We start from the raw sequence: 13,485 nt of genomic DNA, 5'->3' as shown, positions 1-13,485 counted from the left end.
CACATGGCACGCCTTGTTGGTGTTGACCTCCCGCGCGACAAGCGCATCGAGATCGCACTCACCTACATCTACGGCATCGGCCGTACCCGCTCCCAGCAGCTGCTGGAAGCCACCGGGGTCAACCCGAACCTCCGCGTCCACGAGCTGGGCGACGAAGAGCTGGTCAAGCTCCGTGACGAGATCGAAGCCAACTTCAAGATCGAGGGTGACCTCCGTCGCGAGGTCCAGGCAGACATCCGTCGCAAGATCGAGATCGGCAGCTACCAGGGTCGCCGCCACCGCATGGGCCTCCCGGTCCGCGGCCAGCGCACCAAGACCAACGCGCGTACCCGCAAGGGTCCCAAGCGCACGGTTGCCGGCAAGAAGAAGGCCAAGTGACCCGCTGCCTCACGGCACGGCACTGACGCCCACTTCCTCGTACACACAGCTACCAGCAAACTTCAGGAGATATTGAATGCCTCCCAAGAGCCGCACCGCGGCTGGCGCCAAGAAGGTGCGCCGCAAGGAGAAGAAGAACATCGCTCAGGGCGAAGCCCACATCAAGAGCACGTTCAACAACACCATCGTCACGATCACCGACCCCACGGGTGCGGTCATCTCGTGGGCCTCTGCCGGCACCGTCGGCTTCAAGGGCTCGCGCAAGTCCACCCCGTTCGCGGCACAGATGGCAGCCGAGGCTGCCGGTCGTCGGGCCATGGACCACGGCATGAAGAAGATCGACGTCTTCGTCAAGGGCCCGGGCTCGGGTCGCGAGACGGCGATCCGTTCGCTTGGTGCAATCGGCCTCGAGGTCGGCACCATCCAGGACGTCACGCCCACTCCGCACAACGGATGCCGGCCGCCCAAGCGCCGTCGCGTCTGATCACCCCGAGACCTTAGGAGACTTTGAGAAATGGCCCGTTACACCGGCCCCATGACCAAGAAGTCGCGCCGTCTCGGTGTCGACCTCGTCGGCGGCGACCAGGCGTTCGAACGTCGCCCCTACCCGCCCGGCCAGCACGGCCGTGGCCGCATCAAGGAGAGCGAGTACCTCCTCCAGCTTCGCGAGAAGCAGAAGGCCCGCATCTCCTACGGCATCCTCGAGAAGCAGTTCCACAACTACTACGTGGAGGCCTCGCGCCGCGCCGGCAAGACCGGTGACAACCTGCTTCAGCTCCTCGAGTGCCGCCTCGACAACGTGGTCTACCGTGCCGGCTTCGCCCGCACCCGCCGCCACGCCCGCCAGCTCGTCGTGCACGGCCACTTCAAGGTCAACGGCAAGAAGGTCGACATCCCGTCGTTCCAGGTGACCGCCCACGACGTCATCGACGTGCGTGAGAAGTCGCTGGAGATGACCCCGTTCATCGTGGCTCGCGAGACCCACGGCGAGCGCGTCGTCCCCGCCTGGCTCGAGGCGCTGCCGAACCGCATGCGCGTCCTCGTGCACCAGCTCCCCGTCCGGGCCCAGATCGACATCCCGGTCCAGGAGCAGCTGATCGTCGAGTACTACTCGAAGAAGTAACACCTGTTCGGTGGTCGATGCTCAGTCTGCGACCACAGACGACTATCCGCCGAATACCTTTGAAATCGGGCCCGTCAAATAGTGGGTGGGTCCGGAAAGGAAAGAATCAGTGCTTATCGCTCAGCGCCCGACCCTGTCGGAAGAGTCCGTCGACGAGTTCCGCTCGCGGTTCGTGATCGAACCCCTGGAGCCCGGCTTCGGATACACGCTCGGCAACTCGCTGCGCCGTACGCTCCTCAGCTCCATCCCGGGTGCGTCCGTCACCAGCATCAAGGTTGACACCGTTCTCCACGAGTTCTCGACCATCGAGGGCGTCAAGGAAGATGTCACCGAGATCATCCTCAACATGAAGGGTCTGGTCGTCTCCTCGGAGCACGACGAGCCCGTCACGATGTACCTCCGCAAGCAGGGTGCCGGCGACGTCACCGCTGCCGACATCCTGCCGCCGGCCGGTGTCGAGGTGCACAACCCCGACCTCAAGATCGCCACGCTGTCCGACAAGGGCAAGCTGGAGATGGAGCTGGTCGTCGAGCGCGGTCGCGGTTACGTCAGCGCCGTGCAGAACAAGGGCGGGGACAACGAGATCGGCCGCATGCCGGTCGACTCGATCTACTCGCCCGTCCTGAAGGTGACCTACAAGGTCGAGGCCACCCGTGTCGAGCAGCGCACGGACTTCGACAAGCTGGTCATCGACGTCGAGACCAAGCCGTCGATCCGTCCCCGCGACGCGATCGCCTCGGCCGGCAAGACGCTGGTCGAGCTCTTCGGCCTGGCCCGCGAGCTGAACGTCGAGGCCGAGGGCATCGACATCGGCCCGTCGCCCGTCGACGAGCAGCTGGCTGCCGACCTCGCCCTCCCGGTCGAGGACCTGCAGCTGACCGTTCGCTCCTACAACTGCCTCAAGCGCGAGGGCATCCACACCGTGGGTGAGCTCATCTCGCGCTCGGAGCAGGACCTGCTCGACATCCGGAACTTCGGTTCCAAGTCGATCGACGAGGTCAAGGGCAAGCTGGTCGAGATGGGCCTGTCCCTCAAGGACAGCGCGCCCGGCTTCGACCCGGCCACCGCCCTCGCCGCGTACGGCGATGACGACGACGACACCTTCGTCGAGGACGAGCAGTACTAATTGAATTTGGCCGAGCGTGTCCGGACTCCGTCCGTCCACGCTGCCGGCCTCGCGGTCGAGGTTCGCTCGGCTTGAGGTCGGCTGGCGGCTGCCGGACCTGGGGTCACCCTCGTACAGCGGTCGCTCGCGGCGGCTGACGGACTCGGGGTCACCTTCGTGCGTCGGTCGCTCTCGGCGGCTGACGGACCTGGGGTCACCTTCGTACGTCGGTCGCCATCGGCACCACACTTCCCGCAACATCTACTCCGGTACCTGACACGGCCGGGGAGAATCGAGAACACAATGCCTACCCCCATGAAGGGTGCCCGCCTCGGCGGAAGCCCGGCGCACCAGCGTCACATCATCGCCAACCTGGCCACTGCTCTGTTCGAGCACGGTCGCATCACCACCACCGAGGCCAAGGCCCGGGTGCTGCGTCCGCACGCCGAGAAGCTGATCACCAAGGCGAAGAAGGGCGACCTGCACAACCGTCGCGAGGTCCTCAAGACCATCCGCGACAAGTCGGTCGTGCACACCCTCTTCACCGAGATCGCGCCGACCTTCGCCGACCGTCCGGGTGGCTACACCCGGATCACCAAGATCGGCCCCCGCAAGGGCGACAACGCCCCCATGGCGGTCATCGAGCTGGTGACCGAGGCCTACAGCCCCAAGGCCCCGTCGACCAAGAAGGTCGAGAAGGCCGCTGCTCCCGTCGAGGAGGCTCCCGCGGAGGAGACCACCGAGACCGAGGCCGCTGCTGACGAGACCGAGGTCAAGGGTCTCGCCGACCTCGGCGACGACGCTGCCGCTCCTCTCGAGGACGGCTCGGCCCCCGAGGGCTTCACCATCAAGGGCAACCAGGACTCGATGAAGTTCCACACCACCGAGTCGCAGTGGTACGACGCGACGGTTGCCGAGGTCTGGTTCAAGACCGAGGAAGCCGCCGAGGCCGCTGGCTTCACCAAGGCCGGCTGACCACTCTGCTCGCACTCGTCGGCCCGTCACCGTTCGCGGTGGCGGGCCTTCGTCATTTCCCGGCAGCGGTTCGGCAGAGGTCAGGGGAGCAGGGCAGGATCCTGGTCGGACCCCAGGCGCGACCCACCGAGGTCGGCGCGTTGACCGGCCGCATAGCCACCGGGCAGGCCCGAGCCGGAGAGCTGGCGCGGCCGCGCCGTACCGAGGCGGGGGTAGGTGTCGGTGACCGCCCGGGCGACGTCGAGCGAGCGGTCGGCGAGCACGAGGCCCATGGAGCGGCCGGCCGCGGCGGCCCGGCCTGCGGCCCCGGTCTCCGCGAGGCGCTCCGCGGTCTCGAGGCGGCGGCTGATGGCCAGCCGGAAACCGGCCAGCCAGGAGCGCCGGAAGGCGGCCTTGTGGTCCCACGCCGGAACCGGTGTGCGGCCCAGCCAGGTCGAGGCCTGCATCAGCAGGCTGGTGAACAGCAGGTCGGCGCGGGCCAGGTCGGACTCGTGTCCGAACAGGTGCACCGCGAACCGCTTGCCGTCAGGCGTGCGATCGGTCATGTGCACCGCGCGACAACGCAACCTGACCGCCACCGCGCTGAGCAGGTCGGCCTTGTCGCGGGCATAGGGCGCCTCGAGATGCACGACGCGGTCGCCCACGACGTCGGACTGCGGCACCTCGGCGGCCAGGAGCGCCTGGTCGATGCCGTAGTCGGCAATGAGCGTGGCCGCCTTGGCCGTGTAGAGCTCGGCCTCCTCGGGCGTCGAGGCGTCGTTCTCGGCCTTGGCCAGCAGCTTGCGGATCTTCGCCAGCATGGGGTGGTCAGCGTGCATGGGGGGAATCCTCTCGTCGGTGGGTGGACAACTCTGCGACACCGCACCGACAGCGGCGGAGGTTCTCCACAGGCATCGTCAGGCGCGCCAGTGCTGCTCGACCAGGCGCAGGCTCTCCGACAGCTCCAGGCCCAGCTGGCGCGCGGTCGCGACGTACGCCGCGGCGGCTGCCCGGGCCTCCCCGCCGGAGGCCGTCGCAGTGCTGGCCACCGACGTGCCGCGCCGGCCCTCAGTCACCACGACCCCGTCGGCCTCGAGCTCCCGGTAGACCCGGGCGACGGTGTTCACGGCCAGCCCGACCTGTCCGGCGAGGCCCCGCACTGTGGGCAGCCTCGTGCCCGGCGTGAGCTCGCCCGAGGCCACCCGCGAGGCGATCTGCACGCGCAGCTGTTCGTACGGCGGCGTGGCCGACTCCGGATCGAGCGGTGTGAACTCCATGCCCGCACCCTATGAGGTGGCGCGGGGCCGATGCGGTAGAGAGGGGGCATGGACAACGTCGCGCTGGTCGTCGGGGAGTCACTGGTGGACGTCGTGCATGCGGCGGACGGATCCGTCACCGCGTTCCCCGGTGGCAGCGCGGCCAACGTCGCGGTCGCCCTGTCGAGGTTGGAGCGGCCCACACTCCTGGCCACGAGCTGGGCCGACGACGAGCACGGCCGGTTGTTGGCCGACCACCTGGCCGCGAACGGGGTCGGCCTGGCCAGTGACCCGCTGCAGCTGGCGAGGACGTCGACGGCGGTCGCCACCATCGGCCCGGGAGGCGGGGCCAGCTATGACTTCGACATCGAGTGGCGCATGGCGCAGCCCACCGACCTGGCACCGGTCGTCGTGCATCTCTGCTCCCTCGGCGCCGTGCTGAGCCCCGGTGCGGACGACGTGCGCGACCTGGTCGCCAGGATGCGAACCGGGGCCACGGTCAGCTTCGACCTGAACCTGCGCCCCGAGGTCAGCGGTCGCGGGGACGAGGTTCGACGGCGGGCGGAGCACCTGGTCGGGCTCAGTGACGTCGTGAAGGCCTCCGACGAGGACCTCAAGGGCCTGTTCCCGCTGCGCTCGGCGCCGGAGTCGGCCGCGGCCCTCCTGGCCCTCGGACCTGCCGCGGTCGTGCTGACCCGGGGGAGCGCGGGCGCGACGTGCTTCACCGCCGAGGCGACCGTCGAGGTCGCGGCGCTGCAGACCGAGGTCGTCGACACCATCGGCGCCGGAGACACCTTCTCCGCGGCCGTGCTCGACGCACTGTGGGCGAGGGACCTGCTGGGTGCCCCGGCGCGCGCTCGCCTGCGCGCCCTTGACCCGGCCGGGTGGCAGGAGGTGTTGGCGCACGGTGCGGCGGCGGCCGCGGTGACCGTCTCGCGGGCCGGCGCCGACCCGCCGTACCGCCGCGAGCTCGAGCGCTGAGGCCGGGCGAGGAGTGACCGGCCGACCGGCAGCCCGTCGCGTGCCGGAGCCATGGCAGGATTGCCGACCGTGCGCATCAGGATCGACTTCGCCTACGACGGCACCGACTTCAGGGGCTGGGCCCGCCAACCGGCGTTCCGCACGGTGCAGGGCGAGTTCGAGAAGGCACTCGCCACGGTGCTGCGCATCGAGAAGGTCACCGTCACCGTCGCCGGCCGCACCGACACGGGCGTGCACGCCCGTGGCCAGGTGCTCCACGTCGACCTCGAGGAAGCCGTCGTGGCCAAGGGCGGCGGGCGCTCCCAGGACCCACCGATGGACGCGCTGCGACGCAGGCTCAACGGGCTCCTCCCGCCGGACATCCGGGTGCTGCGCATCTCGCCGGCCCCTGAGGGCTTCGACGCCCGGTTCTCGGCCAGCTGGCGCCGCTACGTCTACCGGGTCGCGGACACCGCCGCGGCCGTCGACCCGTTGCGCCGCAACCACGTGCTGGCCTGGCCCAAGCCGCTGGACATCGAGGCCATGAACCTCGCCGCCTCCGACCTGCTGGGCCTCCACGACTTCGCGTCGTTCTGCAAGCGCCGCGAGGGCGCCACCACCGTGCGCACCCTGATCGACCTGCACTGGGCGCGCGCGGACGACGGCCTGGCCGAGCTCACCGTGCGCGCCGACGCGTTCTGCCACAACATGGTGCGCTCCCTGGTCGGGTGCCTCCTCGCCGTCGGCGACGGACGGCGACCTCGTGAGTGGCCGGCACAGGTGCTGGTCGCGGGCGCCCGGAACCCGGCCGTGACCGTGGTGCAGGCTCGTGGCCTCACGCTCGAAGAGGTCGGCTACCCGGACGGCGACGAACTGCGCGCGCAGGCCGACCGGGCACGCAACAAGAGGGAGCTCCCGCATGGATGACCACTACTTCTCCGCCGACCCGTCGGTGCCGTTCACCCGTGAGGACTTCACCTGCGAGGTCTGGGGCAACGAGCTCGCCCTGACCAGCGGTTCCGGCGTCTACTCGCGCGGGCACCTCGACCACGGCACCGCGATCCTCTTCCGCGAGACCGAACCACCAGCCCAGGGCCAGGTGCTCGACCTCGGCTGCGGGTACGGCGTGATCGGGCTGGCCGTCGCCCGGGCGGTGCCGCTGGCCAACGTCACCGGTGTCGACGTCAACGCCCGCGCCGTGCTGCTGGCCAACGAGAACGCGAAGTCCCTCGGGCTCGACGGCCGCTTCGTGGCCTGTACGCCGGAGCAGGTGCCCTCGACGTACCTCTTCGACGAGATCTGGTCGAACCCGCCGATCCGCATCGGCAAGGAGGCCCTGCACGAGCTGCTGCTGACCTGGCTGCCCCGGCTGGCTCCCGGCGGCCGGGCAGTGATGGTGGTGGGCAAACACCTGGGCGCCGACTCGTTGCAGCGGTGGCTGGGCGACCAGGGCTACCCGACGACCCGGCTGGCCAGCGCCAAGGGCTTCCGGGTGCTCGAGACGCGCCGGGCCGACTGAGCCCGCGGCCGGGCTGAGTCGTCGTACGAGCGGACTCCTACTGGAGGGGCGCTGCCTCGTCGACGGACTCGTGCTCGGCCCGGTCGAGCCCGTCACGGGCCGCCCGGTCGAGGGTGTCACGCGAGCGTTCCCACCAGGCACACACGGCGAGCACGAAGCCGGCCAGGACGGCGCCGCAGATGATGTCGATGACGTAGTGCTCACCGAAGTAGACCAGGGCCAGGCCCATGGTCGCGGGGTAGGCGAGCAGCAGCCAGCGCAGCCCCGAGCGGAGCCGGATGATGGCGTAGACCGCGATCAGGAACGAGATGCCGAAGTGCAACGAGGGCATCGCGGCCACCGGGTTGCCGACGCCGGTCAGCACCAGGTGGAAGCGGCCCAGGCCGACGGCCTCCCAGCCGCGGTGGGTGATCCGGAACACCGGATGCTCGAGATAGCCGTCCTCGGAGGCCATCCACGGCGGGGCCATCGGGTAGAGGATGTAGATCACGAGCGCGACGAGGTTGGCCCCGACGTAGCGGCGCATCCACTTCTTCCACTCGCCACGGTTGCGCAGCCACAGCACCATGGCCAGGATCAGGCCGGCCACGAAGTGGCTCGTGTAGACCACCGCCAGGGCGATGTCGTACCACCGGGCGGGGCTGTCGGGGTCGCAGGGGGAGCCGCACATGCGCTCCTGGAGCCAGTACGACGGCAGCTCGCCGAACAACGCCTGGTCGGCCTGCACCGGCATGCGGATGTGCACCGGCATCTTCAGCAGCTCGTCGGCCAGGCCGCGACTGTAGAAGTAGACGACGAGCGCGGCCACCGGTATCCACCAGTCGCGCACGAAGTTGAGGTGGTACCGCCATTCCTCCTCGACGTTCCAGCAGATCGTGGCGAGCCACAACCACAGGAAGATCTGGACCGTGTCACTCGGAATGCCGAACCGGACGATCCAGGCGCCGAGCGCGACGGCGAAGACGGCGTAGGCCAGTGCCCGGATTCCGGGCCGCGTCACACCCCGTCGAGAGGGAAGGGCAGAGCGGACCGATGTGTCCCCCGTTGCTTCTGCCATGAGCGGAATGCTACGTCAACCCATGTAAAGGTGGCATTTCCTTATCGGGAGGTGTCGGGACGAAGAATTGCCGGGGTTCGCAACACAATGGACCCCGAACGCGTCTGTTCTGCATGAGCACGATGACCTTGGATGGAGTGGGTGTGACCGATCCGGACTTCGAGTCCTGGGTGACCGCGCGCGGCGGTGGCCTGCTCCGCTTCGCCTACGTGCTGACCGGCAACGCCGCGGACGCCGAGGACGTCGTCCAGGACGCCCTCTCCCGGGCGATCGGCGCCTGGCCTCGGATCTGTGCCGCCGACGACCCCGACGCCTACGTCCGCCGCATGGTGGTCAACGCGCACACCTCCTGGTGGCGCAAGTTCCGCCGCCGGGAGTCCCCGGTCGCCGAGGTGCGCACCGACGGCTCAGAGGTGACCGGCCCGCCGGCGTACGACGACCGGCTCTGGCAGGCCTGCCGCCGACTCCCGGAGGCCCAACGGACCGCGATCGTGCTCCGGTTCTACGAAGACATGGACTACGCGGCGATCGCCGCGATCACAGGCGTCCGCGAGGGCAGCGTCAGGTCACGCGTCTCGCGTGGGCTCGACGCGCTGCGGGCCGAGCTCGGTGACCACGACCACGAAAGGGGAACGGCAGATGAGTGACTTCGAGAAGAGGGTGCGCGACACCCTCGCCGGGCAGGCCGACAAGGCACCCGGCGACGCCTCCGGGCTGGCCGACGCGGCCAGGGCTCGTCGTGGCCGCCGGCGTACGGCGATCGGCGGTGCCGTCGTGGCCGCGGCCGTGGTGGCTGCCATTCCGCTGGGGCTGGCCCTCGTCGACCGCGGCGACTCCGGTGGCCGTGACAGCGCGGCCCGTGAGAGCACGAGCCCTGACACGGGGGCCGCGGACCCCGCCTCCGACCTTCCGGAGATCCCCGACGGCTGGCGGTGGGAGTCGTGGCGCAACGTCGAGGTCGCGGTGCCCGGCGACTGGCGCGACGGCTCGGCGTACGACCTCTGCATCCCGGGGGCACCCAACCAGCCCGCGGGCAACATCAGCCGCGACGCCTACCAGGCCGACTTCGAGCCCGACGTCGAGGGCACGGCAAGCTGCCCGCAGGGCGTGACCTTCCTGGCCGGGACCCCCAAGGAACCGATCGCGGCCGGCGACGGGGTCGCCAAGCGGGTCAGCCTCGCCGGCAACACCCTCGACGTGGTCGCCGCCGACCAAGAGACCCTCGACCAGGTCGTCGCCTCGGCCCACGAGATCACCGAGACCGACAGCCTCGGCTGTGCACCATCGATCGAGTTCGGCACCGCGGCCTTCGGGGAGGCCGAGGGAGCCGTCACGATGTGCGACTACGTCATCGGGGGATACGGGTCCGACCGCAGCACGCCCGTGCTCGACTCCTCGCGCACGCTGAAGGAGGCGCAGGGCGAGCAGCTGACCGCGGCCCTGACCAGCACACGGACGATGGCGAACGCAGCCAAGGTCGACCCCGGGTGCACGCTGTCGAAGGGTGCGCCGCCGGTCCTCGTGCACCGGCTCCAGGTCGGTGACGTGGTGCTGGTCGACATCGCTTCGAGCGACTGCGGCGGCACCCAGATCGTGACCGGTGACGGCCCACAGCAGCTCGACTACGCCCTGCTCGACGCGGTCGACCCGGCCACGATGTCGCTGGGCTGAGCCCGGCGCAAGAACTCGTTTGCTGGCAGGGCCCACGGCGGGGAACAATCCGCTCGTGGGCCATGTCGATGTCGCCGGTGTCCGGTACGAGCTCCCGGACGGCCGGGTGCTCCTCGACGACGTCTCCTTCCGGGTGGGGGAGGGCGCCAAGGTCGCGCTGGTCGGTGCCAACGGCGCTGGCAAGACGACCCTGCTGCGCATCGTCACCGGTGAGCTGACGCCGCACGCCGGCGCGGTCACCCGCACCGGCGGATTGGGCGTCATGCGGCAGATGGTCAACGCCGGACTGGCCGAGGCGCCGACGGTGGCGGACCTGCTCCTCTCGGTCGCCCCACCCCGTGTGCGGGCGGCGGCGGCCGCCGTCGACGAGTGCGAGCGGGCGCTGATGGAATCCGACGACGAGAAGACCCAGATGCGCTATGCCACGGCGCTCTCCGACTTCACCGACGCCGGCGGCTACGACATCGAGGTCATCTGGGACGTCTGTACGACGGCCGCCCTCGGCGTCTCCTACGACCGGGCGAAGTACCGCGACCTCTCCACCCTGAGCGGCGGTGAGCAGAAGCGGCTGGTGCTGGAGTACCTGCTCCGCGGGCCCGACCAGGTGCTGCTGCTCGACGAGCCCGACAACTTCCTCGACGTGCCGGGGAAGATCTGGCTCGAGCAGCGGATCAACGAGTCCGACAAGACGATCCTGTTCATCAGCCACGACCGCGAGCTGCTCGACAACACCGCGACCCGGGTGGTGACCGTCGAGCTCGGCTCGGCCGGAAACCGGGTCTGGACCCACCCGGGCGGCTTCGCGTCGTACCACGAGGCACGCAAGGACCGGTTCCTGCGCTTCGAGGAGCTGCGCCGCCGCTGGGACGAGGAGCACGCCAAGATCAAGGCACTCGTGCTCCGGCTCAAGATCAAGTCGGAGTACAACGACGGCATGTCCTCGCAGTACCGCGCGGCCCAGACCCGGCTGCGCAAGTTCGAGGAGGCCGGGCCGCCGATGGAGCAGCCCCGCGAGCAGCAGGTGACGATGCGCCTCAAGGGCGGCCGCACCGGCAAGCGCGCGGTCGTCTGCGAGTCCCTGGAGCTCACCGGTCTCATGCGGCCCTTCGACCTGGAGGTCTGGTACGGCGAGCGGGTGGCCGTGCTCGGCTCCAACGGCTCCGGCAAGTCACACTTCCTGCGACTCCTGGCGGCCGGCGGCACCGACCCCGACATCGAGCACCAGCCGGTCGGCGACGTCCCCGTCGTACCGGTGCTCCACAACGGGAAGGCAAAGCTGGGTGCCCGGGTGCGGCCCGGCTGGTTCGTGCAGACCCACGAGCACCCCGAGCTGGTCGGTCGCACCCTGCTGGAGATCCTGCACCGGGGTGAGGCCCAGCCCGACGGCCGAGGACGCCAGGGGATGGGGCGCGAGCAGGCCTCACGCGTGCTCGACCGCTACGAGCTGGCGCACGCCGGTGAGCAGCGGTTCGAGTCGCTCTCGGGCGGCCAGCAGGCGCGGTTCCAGATCCTGCTCCTCGAGCTGTCGGGGGCGACCCTGCTGCTGCTCGACGAGCCGACGGACAACCTCGACGTCCAGTCGGCGGAGGCGCTCGAGGACGGGCTCGCCGCCTTCGACGGCACGGTCCTCGCGGTCACCCACGACCGCTGGTTCGCGCGCGGGTTCGACCGGTTCCTGGTCTACGGGTCCGACGGCTCGGTCTACGAGTCCGACGGGCCGGTCTGGGACGAGGGCCGGGTCGAGCGGGTCCGCTGAGCGACGGGACACGGCGACGAGGTCCGACGGACGACGCCCTTGCCGTGGCGCGTGACGCGGGTCACAATGCGGCGAGCGCATCCGCGGACACGACCCGAGTGGAGATCCCCGTGACCGAAGCACCGATCCCGCAGTTCCTCGACGAGCGGCTGGTGTGGTGGGCCGAGCACGACCCGGACGGCGAGGCGATGACCTACCTCGACCGCACGTGGACCTGGGCGCAGTGGAACGACCGGGTACGCCGGGCGGCGGGTGGCCTGCGCGACCTCGGCATCGGCCGCGGTGACGTGGTGGCGTTCCTCGACAAGAACCACCCGGCCTGCGTCGAGATCAGTCAGGCGGCCGCCTCGCGCGGCGCCGCCAACGCCATCGTCAACTGGCGCTCCGCGGGCGACGAGGTCGACTACGCGGTGAACGACTCCGGGGCCCGCGTTCTGTTCGTCGGAGCCGAGCTGATGCCGACCATCGAGGCGATCCGCGACCGGCTGACTGCCGTGGAGAAGGTCATCGTGGTCACGCCCGACGGCGCCGACGGCGACGAGTACGAACAGTGGCTGGCGGCATCGGAGCCGGTCGGGCGCGCCGACGACGTGACTCCCGACGACACCTGCCTGGTGATGTACTCCTCCGGTACGACCGGCCGGCCCAAGGGCATCATGCTCTCGCAGGCCAACATGCTCGCGCACACGATCAACGCCCACGACGGATGGGGTTTCGAGCCCGGCGACAAGTCGATGGTCTCGATGCCGTTGTTCCACGTCGGCGGGTCGTCGTACGTGCTCTTCGGCATGCACGACGGCGTGCCGAGCGTGATGACCCGCGACCCCGACGGCGCGTCACTGGCCGGCGCCATCATGAAGGGCGCCAACCGCACGTTCCTGGTGCCGGCGGTGCTGGCACAGGTGCTGCAGTCCGGCCCCGACGCGGTGAAGGTGTTCGGGAAGCTGAAGACCTACACCTACGGCGCGGCCCCGATGCCACCGCCGCTGCTGCGCGCCGCCATGGAGGCCTGGCCCGACACCGACTTCCTCCAGGTCTACGGACTGACCGAGGTCGCGGGTGTCGCCACGCACCTGCTGCCCGAGCACCACCGCGACCCGGGCCACCCGGAGCGACTGCTCTCCGCCGGAATCCCGATCCCGGGTGTCGAGGTGCGCATCGTCGACCCCGCATCCCTCGGGGACGTGGCAGTGGGTGAGGAGGGTGAGATCTGGCTGCGCACGCCGCAGCTGATGCAGGGGTTCCTCAACCGGCCCGACGAGACTGCCGAGGTCATCGTCGACGGTGGCTGGTTCCGCACCGGCGACATGGGCAAGGTCGACGACGGCGGGTTCGTCTACGTGCAGGACCGCATCAAGGACATGATCATCAGCGGCGGGGAGAACATCTACTCGCCCGAGGTCGAGCGGGTGCTCGCCGAGCACCCGGCCGTCCTCGAGGTCGCCGTGATCGGCGTGCCGGACGACACCTGGGGCGAGTCGGTCAAGGGGGTCGTGGCGCTCAAGCCGGACACCACCGCCACCGCCGACGAGCTGATCGCGTTCTGCAAGGCCAGCCTGGCGTCGTTCAAGTGCCCGCGCTCCATCGACGTGATCGAGGCGCTGCCGCGCAATCCCAGCGGCAAGATCCTCAAGCGTGAGCTGCGCAAGCTGCACTGGGGCGGCCGCGACTCCGCCATCGTCTAGCACGCGGCGGTCCGCCCGGCG

At 69.9% G+C, this 13,485-nt stretch carries 15 protein-coding genes; 12 read left to right on the top strand and 3 right to left on the bottom strand.

What is annotated here, in order from left to right; all coding sequences use genetic code 11:
* Positions 1–3: 3 nt before the first annotated feature.
* The 5 genes from rpsM to rplQ all read left to right on the top strand — a co-directional run bounded on the left by rpsM (position 4) and on the right by rplQ (position 3,581).
* Positions 4–378 carry a 30S ribosomal protein S13 gene (rpsM, locus tag ASH02_RS13140; RefSeq protein ID WP_056681710.1) on the top strand — a complete coding sequence of 125 codons (375 nt, stop codon included), beginning with the start codon at positions 4–6 and terminating at the stop codon, positions 376–378.
* A gap of 76 nt (positions 379–454) precedes the next feature.
* The gene (rpsK, locus tag ASH02_RS13135; RefSeq protein ID WP_056681707.1) at positions 455–862 is read left to right on the top strand and encodes a 30S ribosomal protein S11; all 408 of its coding nucleotides are present in this window, start codon (positions 455–457) and stop codon (positions 860–862) included.
* Positions 863–892: 30 nt separating this feature from the next.
* On the top strand, positions 893–1,501 hold the full coding sequence (rpsD, locus tag ASH02_RS13130; protein WP_056681703.1) for a 30S ribosomal protein S4: 609 nt from the start codon (positions 893–895) through the stop codon (positions 1,499–1,501).
* Positions 1,502–1,610: 109 nt separating this feature from the next.
* Positions 1,611–2,627, top strand: a complete 1,017-nt coding sequence (locus ASH02_RS13125; protein WP_056681700.1) for a DNA-directed RNA polymerase subunit alpha — start codon at positions 1,611–1,613, stop codon at positions 2,625–2,627.
* Between the two features lie 282 nt (positions 2,628–2,909).
* Positions 2,910–3,581, top strand: a complete 672-nt coding sequence (gene rplQ / locus ASH02_RS13120) for a 50S ribosomal protein L17, sunset domain variant (RefSeq protein ID WP_056681697.1) — start codon at positions 2,910–2,912, stop codon at positions 3,579–3,581.
* 80 nt (positions 3,582–3,661) lie between these two features.
* Here the strand turns inward: rplQ and ASH02_RS13115 are convergent, their stop codons facing one another.
* Positions 3,662–4,399 (bottom strand): DUF2786 domain-containing protein, encoded by a 738-nt coding sequence (locus ASH02_RS13115; RefSeq protein ID WP_056681694.1) that lies wholly within the window; start codon positions 4,397–4,399, stop codon positions 3,662–3,664.
* 78 nt (positions 4,400–4,477) lie between these two features.
* Positions 4,478–4,837 (bottom strand): GntR family transcriptional regulator, encoded by a 360-nt coding sequence (locus ASH02_RS13110; protein WP_056681691.1) that lies wholly within the window; start codon positions 4,835–4,837, stop codon positions 4,478–4,480.
* Between the two features lie 48 nt (positions 4,838–4,885).
* On the opposite strand from ASH02_RS13110, the gene ASH02_RS13105 reads away from it, so the two are divergent.
* The 3 genes from ASH02_RS13105 to ASH02_RS13095 all read left to right on the top strand — a co-directional run bounded on the left by ASH02_RS13105 (position 4,886) and on the right by ASH02_RS13095 (position 7,295).
* On the top strand, positions 4,886–5,797 hold the full coding sequence (locus ASH02_RS13105; protein WP_056681688.1) for a PfkB family carbohydrate kinase: 912 nt from the start codon (positions 4,886–4,888) through the stop codon (positions 5,795–5,797).
* A 69-nt stretch (positions 5,798–5,866) separates the two neighbouring features.
* Positions 5,867–6,703: a tRNA pseudouridine(38-40) synthase TruA gene (truA, locus tag ASH02_RS13100; RefSeq protein WP_235532583.1), complete on the top strand. Its 837-nt coding sequence runs from the start codon at positions 5,867–5,869 to the stop codon at positions 6,701–6,703.
* On the top strand, positions 6,696–7,295 hold the full coding sequence (locus ASH02_RS13095; RefSeq protein WP_056681681.1) for a class I SAM-dependent methyltransferase: 600 nt from the start codon (positions 6,696–6,698) through the stop codon (positions 7,293–7,295). Before truA ends, ASH02_RS13095 begins: the two co-directional genes overlap by 8 nt.
* 37 nt (positions 7,296–7,332) lie before the next feature.
* On the opposite strand, the gene ASH02_RS13090 is transcribed toward ASH02_RS13095, so the two are convergent.
* Positions 7,333–8,352, bottom strand: a complete 1,020-nt coding sequence (locus ASH02_RS13090) for a phosphatase PAP2 family protein (protein WP_082563810.1) — start codon at positions 8,350–8,352, stop codon at positions 7,333–7,335.
* Positions 8,353–8,495: 143 nt separating this feature from the next.
* On the opposite strand from ASH02_RS13090, the gene ASH02_RS13085 reads away from it, so the two are divergent.
* The 4 genes from ASH02_RS13085 (at position 8,496) to ASH02_RS13070 (ending at position 13,464) form a co-directional block, all read left to right on the top strand.
* Positions 8,496–8,999 carry a SigE family RNA polymerase sigma factor gene (locus ASH02_RS13085; RefSeq protein WP_235529945.1) on the top strand — a complete coding sequence of 168 codons (504 nt, stop codon included), beginning with the start codon at positions 8,496–8,498 and terminating at the stop codon, positions 8,997–8,999.
* The gene (locus tag ASH02_RS13080; RefSeq protein WP_056681672.1) at positions 8,992–10,023 is read left to right on the top strand and encodes a hypothetical protein; all 1,032 of its coding nucleotides are present in this window, start codon (positions 8,992–8,994) and stop codon (positions 10,021–10,023) included. Before ASH02_RS13085 ends, ASH02_RS13080 begins: the two co-directional genes overlap by 8 nt.
* 55 nt (positions 10,024–10,078) lie before the next feature.
* Positions 10,079–11,779 carry an ABC-F family ATP-binding cassette domain-containing protein gene (locus ASH02_RS13075; protein WP_057294886.1) on the top strand — a complete coding sequence of 567 codons (1,701 nt, stop codon included), beginning with the start codon at positions 10,079–10,081 and terminating at the stop codon, positions 11,777–11,779.
* A gap of 110 nt (positions 11,780–11,889) precedes the next feature.
* Entirely contained in the window at positions 11,890–13,464 is a 1,575-nt protein-coding gene (locus ASH02_RS13070) for a long-chain-fatty-acid--CoA ligase (protein WP_057295145.1), read from the top strand.
* Positions 13,465–13,485 lie beyond the last annotated feature (21 nt).

The organism is Nocardioides sp. Soil796 (assembly GCF_001429525.1).
Taxonomy (GTDB): Bacteria; Actinomycetota; Actinomycetes; order Propionibacteriales; family Nocardioidaceae; genus Nocardioides.
Note: the sequence above shows the minus strand (reverse complement) of the source record. Positions and strands in the feature narration are given on the sequence as shown.

What these genes read in the sequence shown, in the direction of transcription:
- ASH02_RS13105 (WP_056681688.1), top strand. Translation starts at nt 4,886, where the DNA reads ATGGACAACGTCGCGCTGGTCGTCGGGGAGTCACTGGTGGACGTCGTG.
- ASH02_RS13115 (WP_056681694.1), bottom strand. Translation starts at nt 4,399, where the DNA reads ATGCACGCTGACCACCCCATGCTGGCGAAGATCCGCAAGCTGCTGGCC.
- rpsK (WP_056681707.1), top strand. Translation starts at nt 455, where the DNA reads ATGCCTCCCAAGAGCCGCACCGCGGCTGGCGCCAAGAAGGTGCGCCGC.
- ASH02_RS13095 (WP_056681681.1), top strand. Translation starts at nt 6,696, where the DNA reads ATGGATGACCACTACTTCTCCGCCGACCCGTCGGTGCCGTTCACCCGT.
- ASH02_RS13110 (WP_056681691.1), bottom strand. Translation starts at nt 4,837, where the DNA reads ATGGAGTTCACACCGCTCGATCCGGAGTCGGCCACGCCGCCGTACGAA.
- rpsM (WP_056681710.1), top strand. Translation starts at nt 4, where the DNA reads ATGGCACGCCTTGTTGGTGTTGACCTCCCGCGCGACAAGCGCATCGAG.
- rpsD (WP_056681703.1), top strand. Translation starts at nt 893, where the DNA reads ATGGCCCGTTACACCGGCCCCATGACCAAGAAGTCGCGCCGTCTCGGT.
- ASH02_RS13090 (WP_082563810.1), bottom strand. Translation starts at nt 8,352, where the DNA reads ATGGCAGAAGCAACGGGGGACACATCGGTCCGCTCTGCCCTTCCCTCT.
- ASH02_RS13080 (WP_056681672.1), top strand. Translation starts at nt 8,992, where the DNA reads ATGAGTGACTTCGAGAAGAGGGTGCGCGACACCCTCGCCGGGCAGGCC.
- rplQ (WP_056681697.1), top strand. Translation starts at nt 2,910, where the DNA reads ATGCCTACCCCCATGAAGGGTGCCCGCCTCGGCGGAAGCCCGGCGCAC.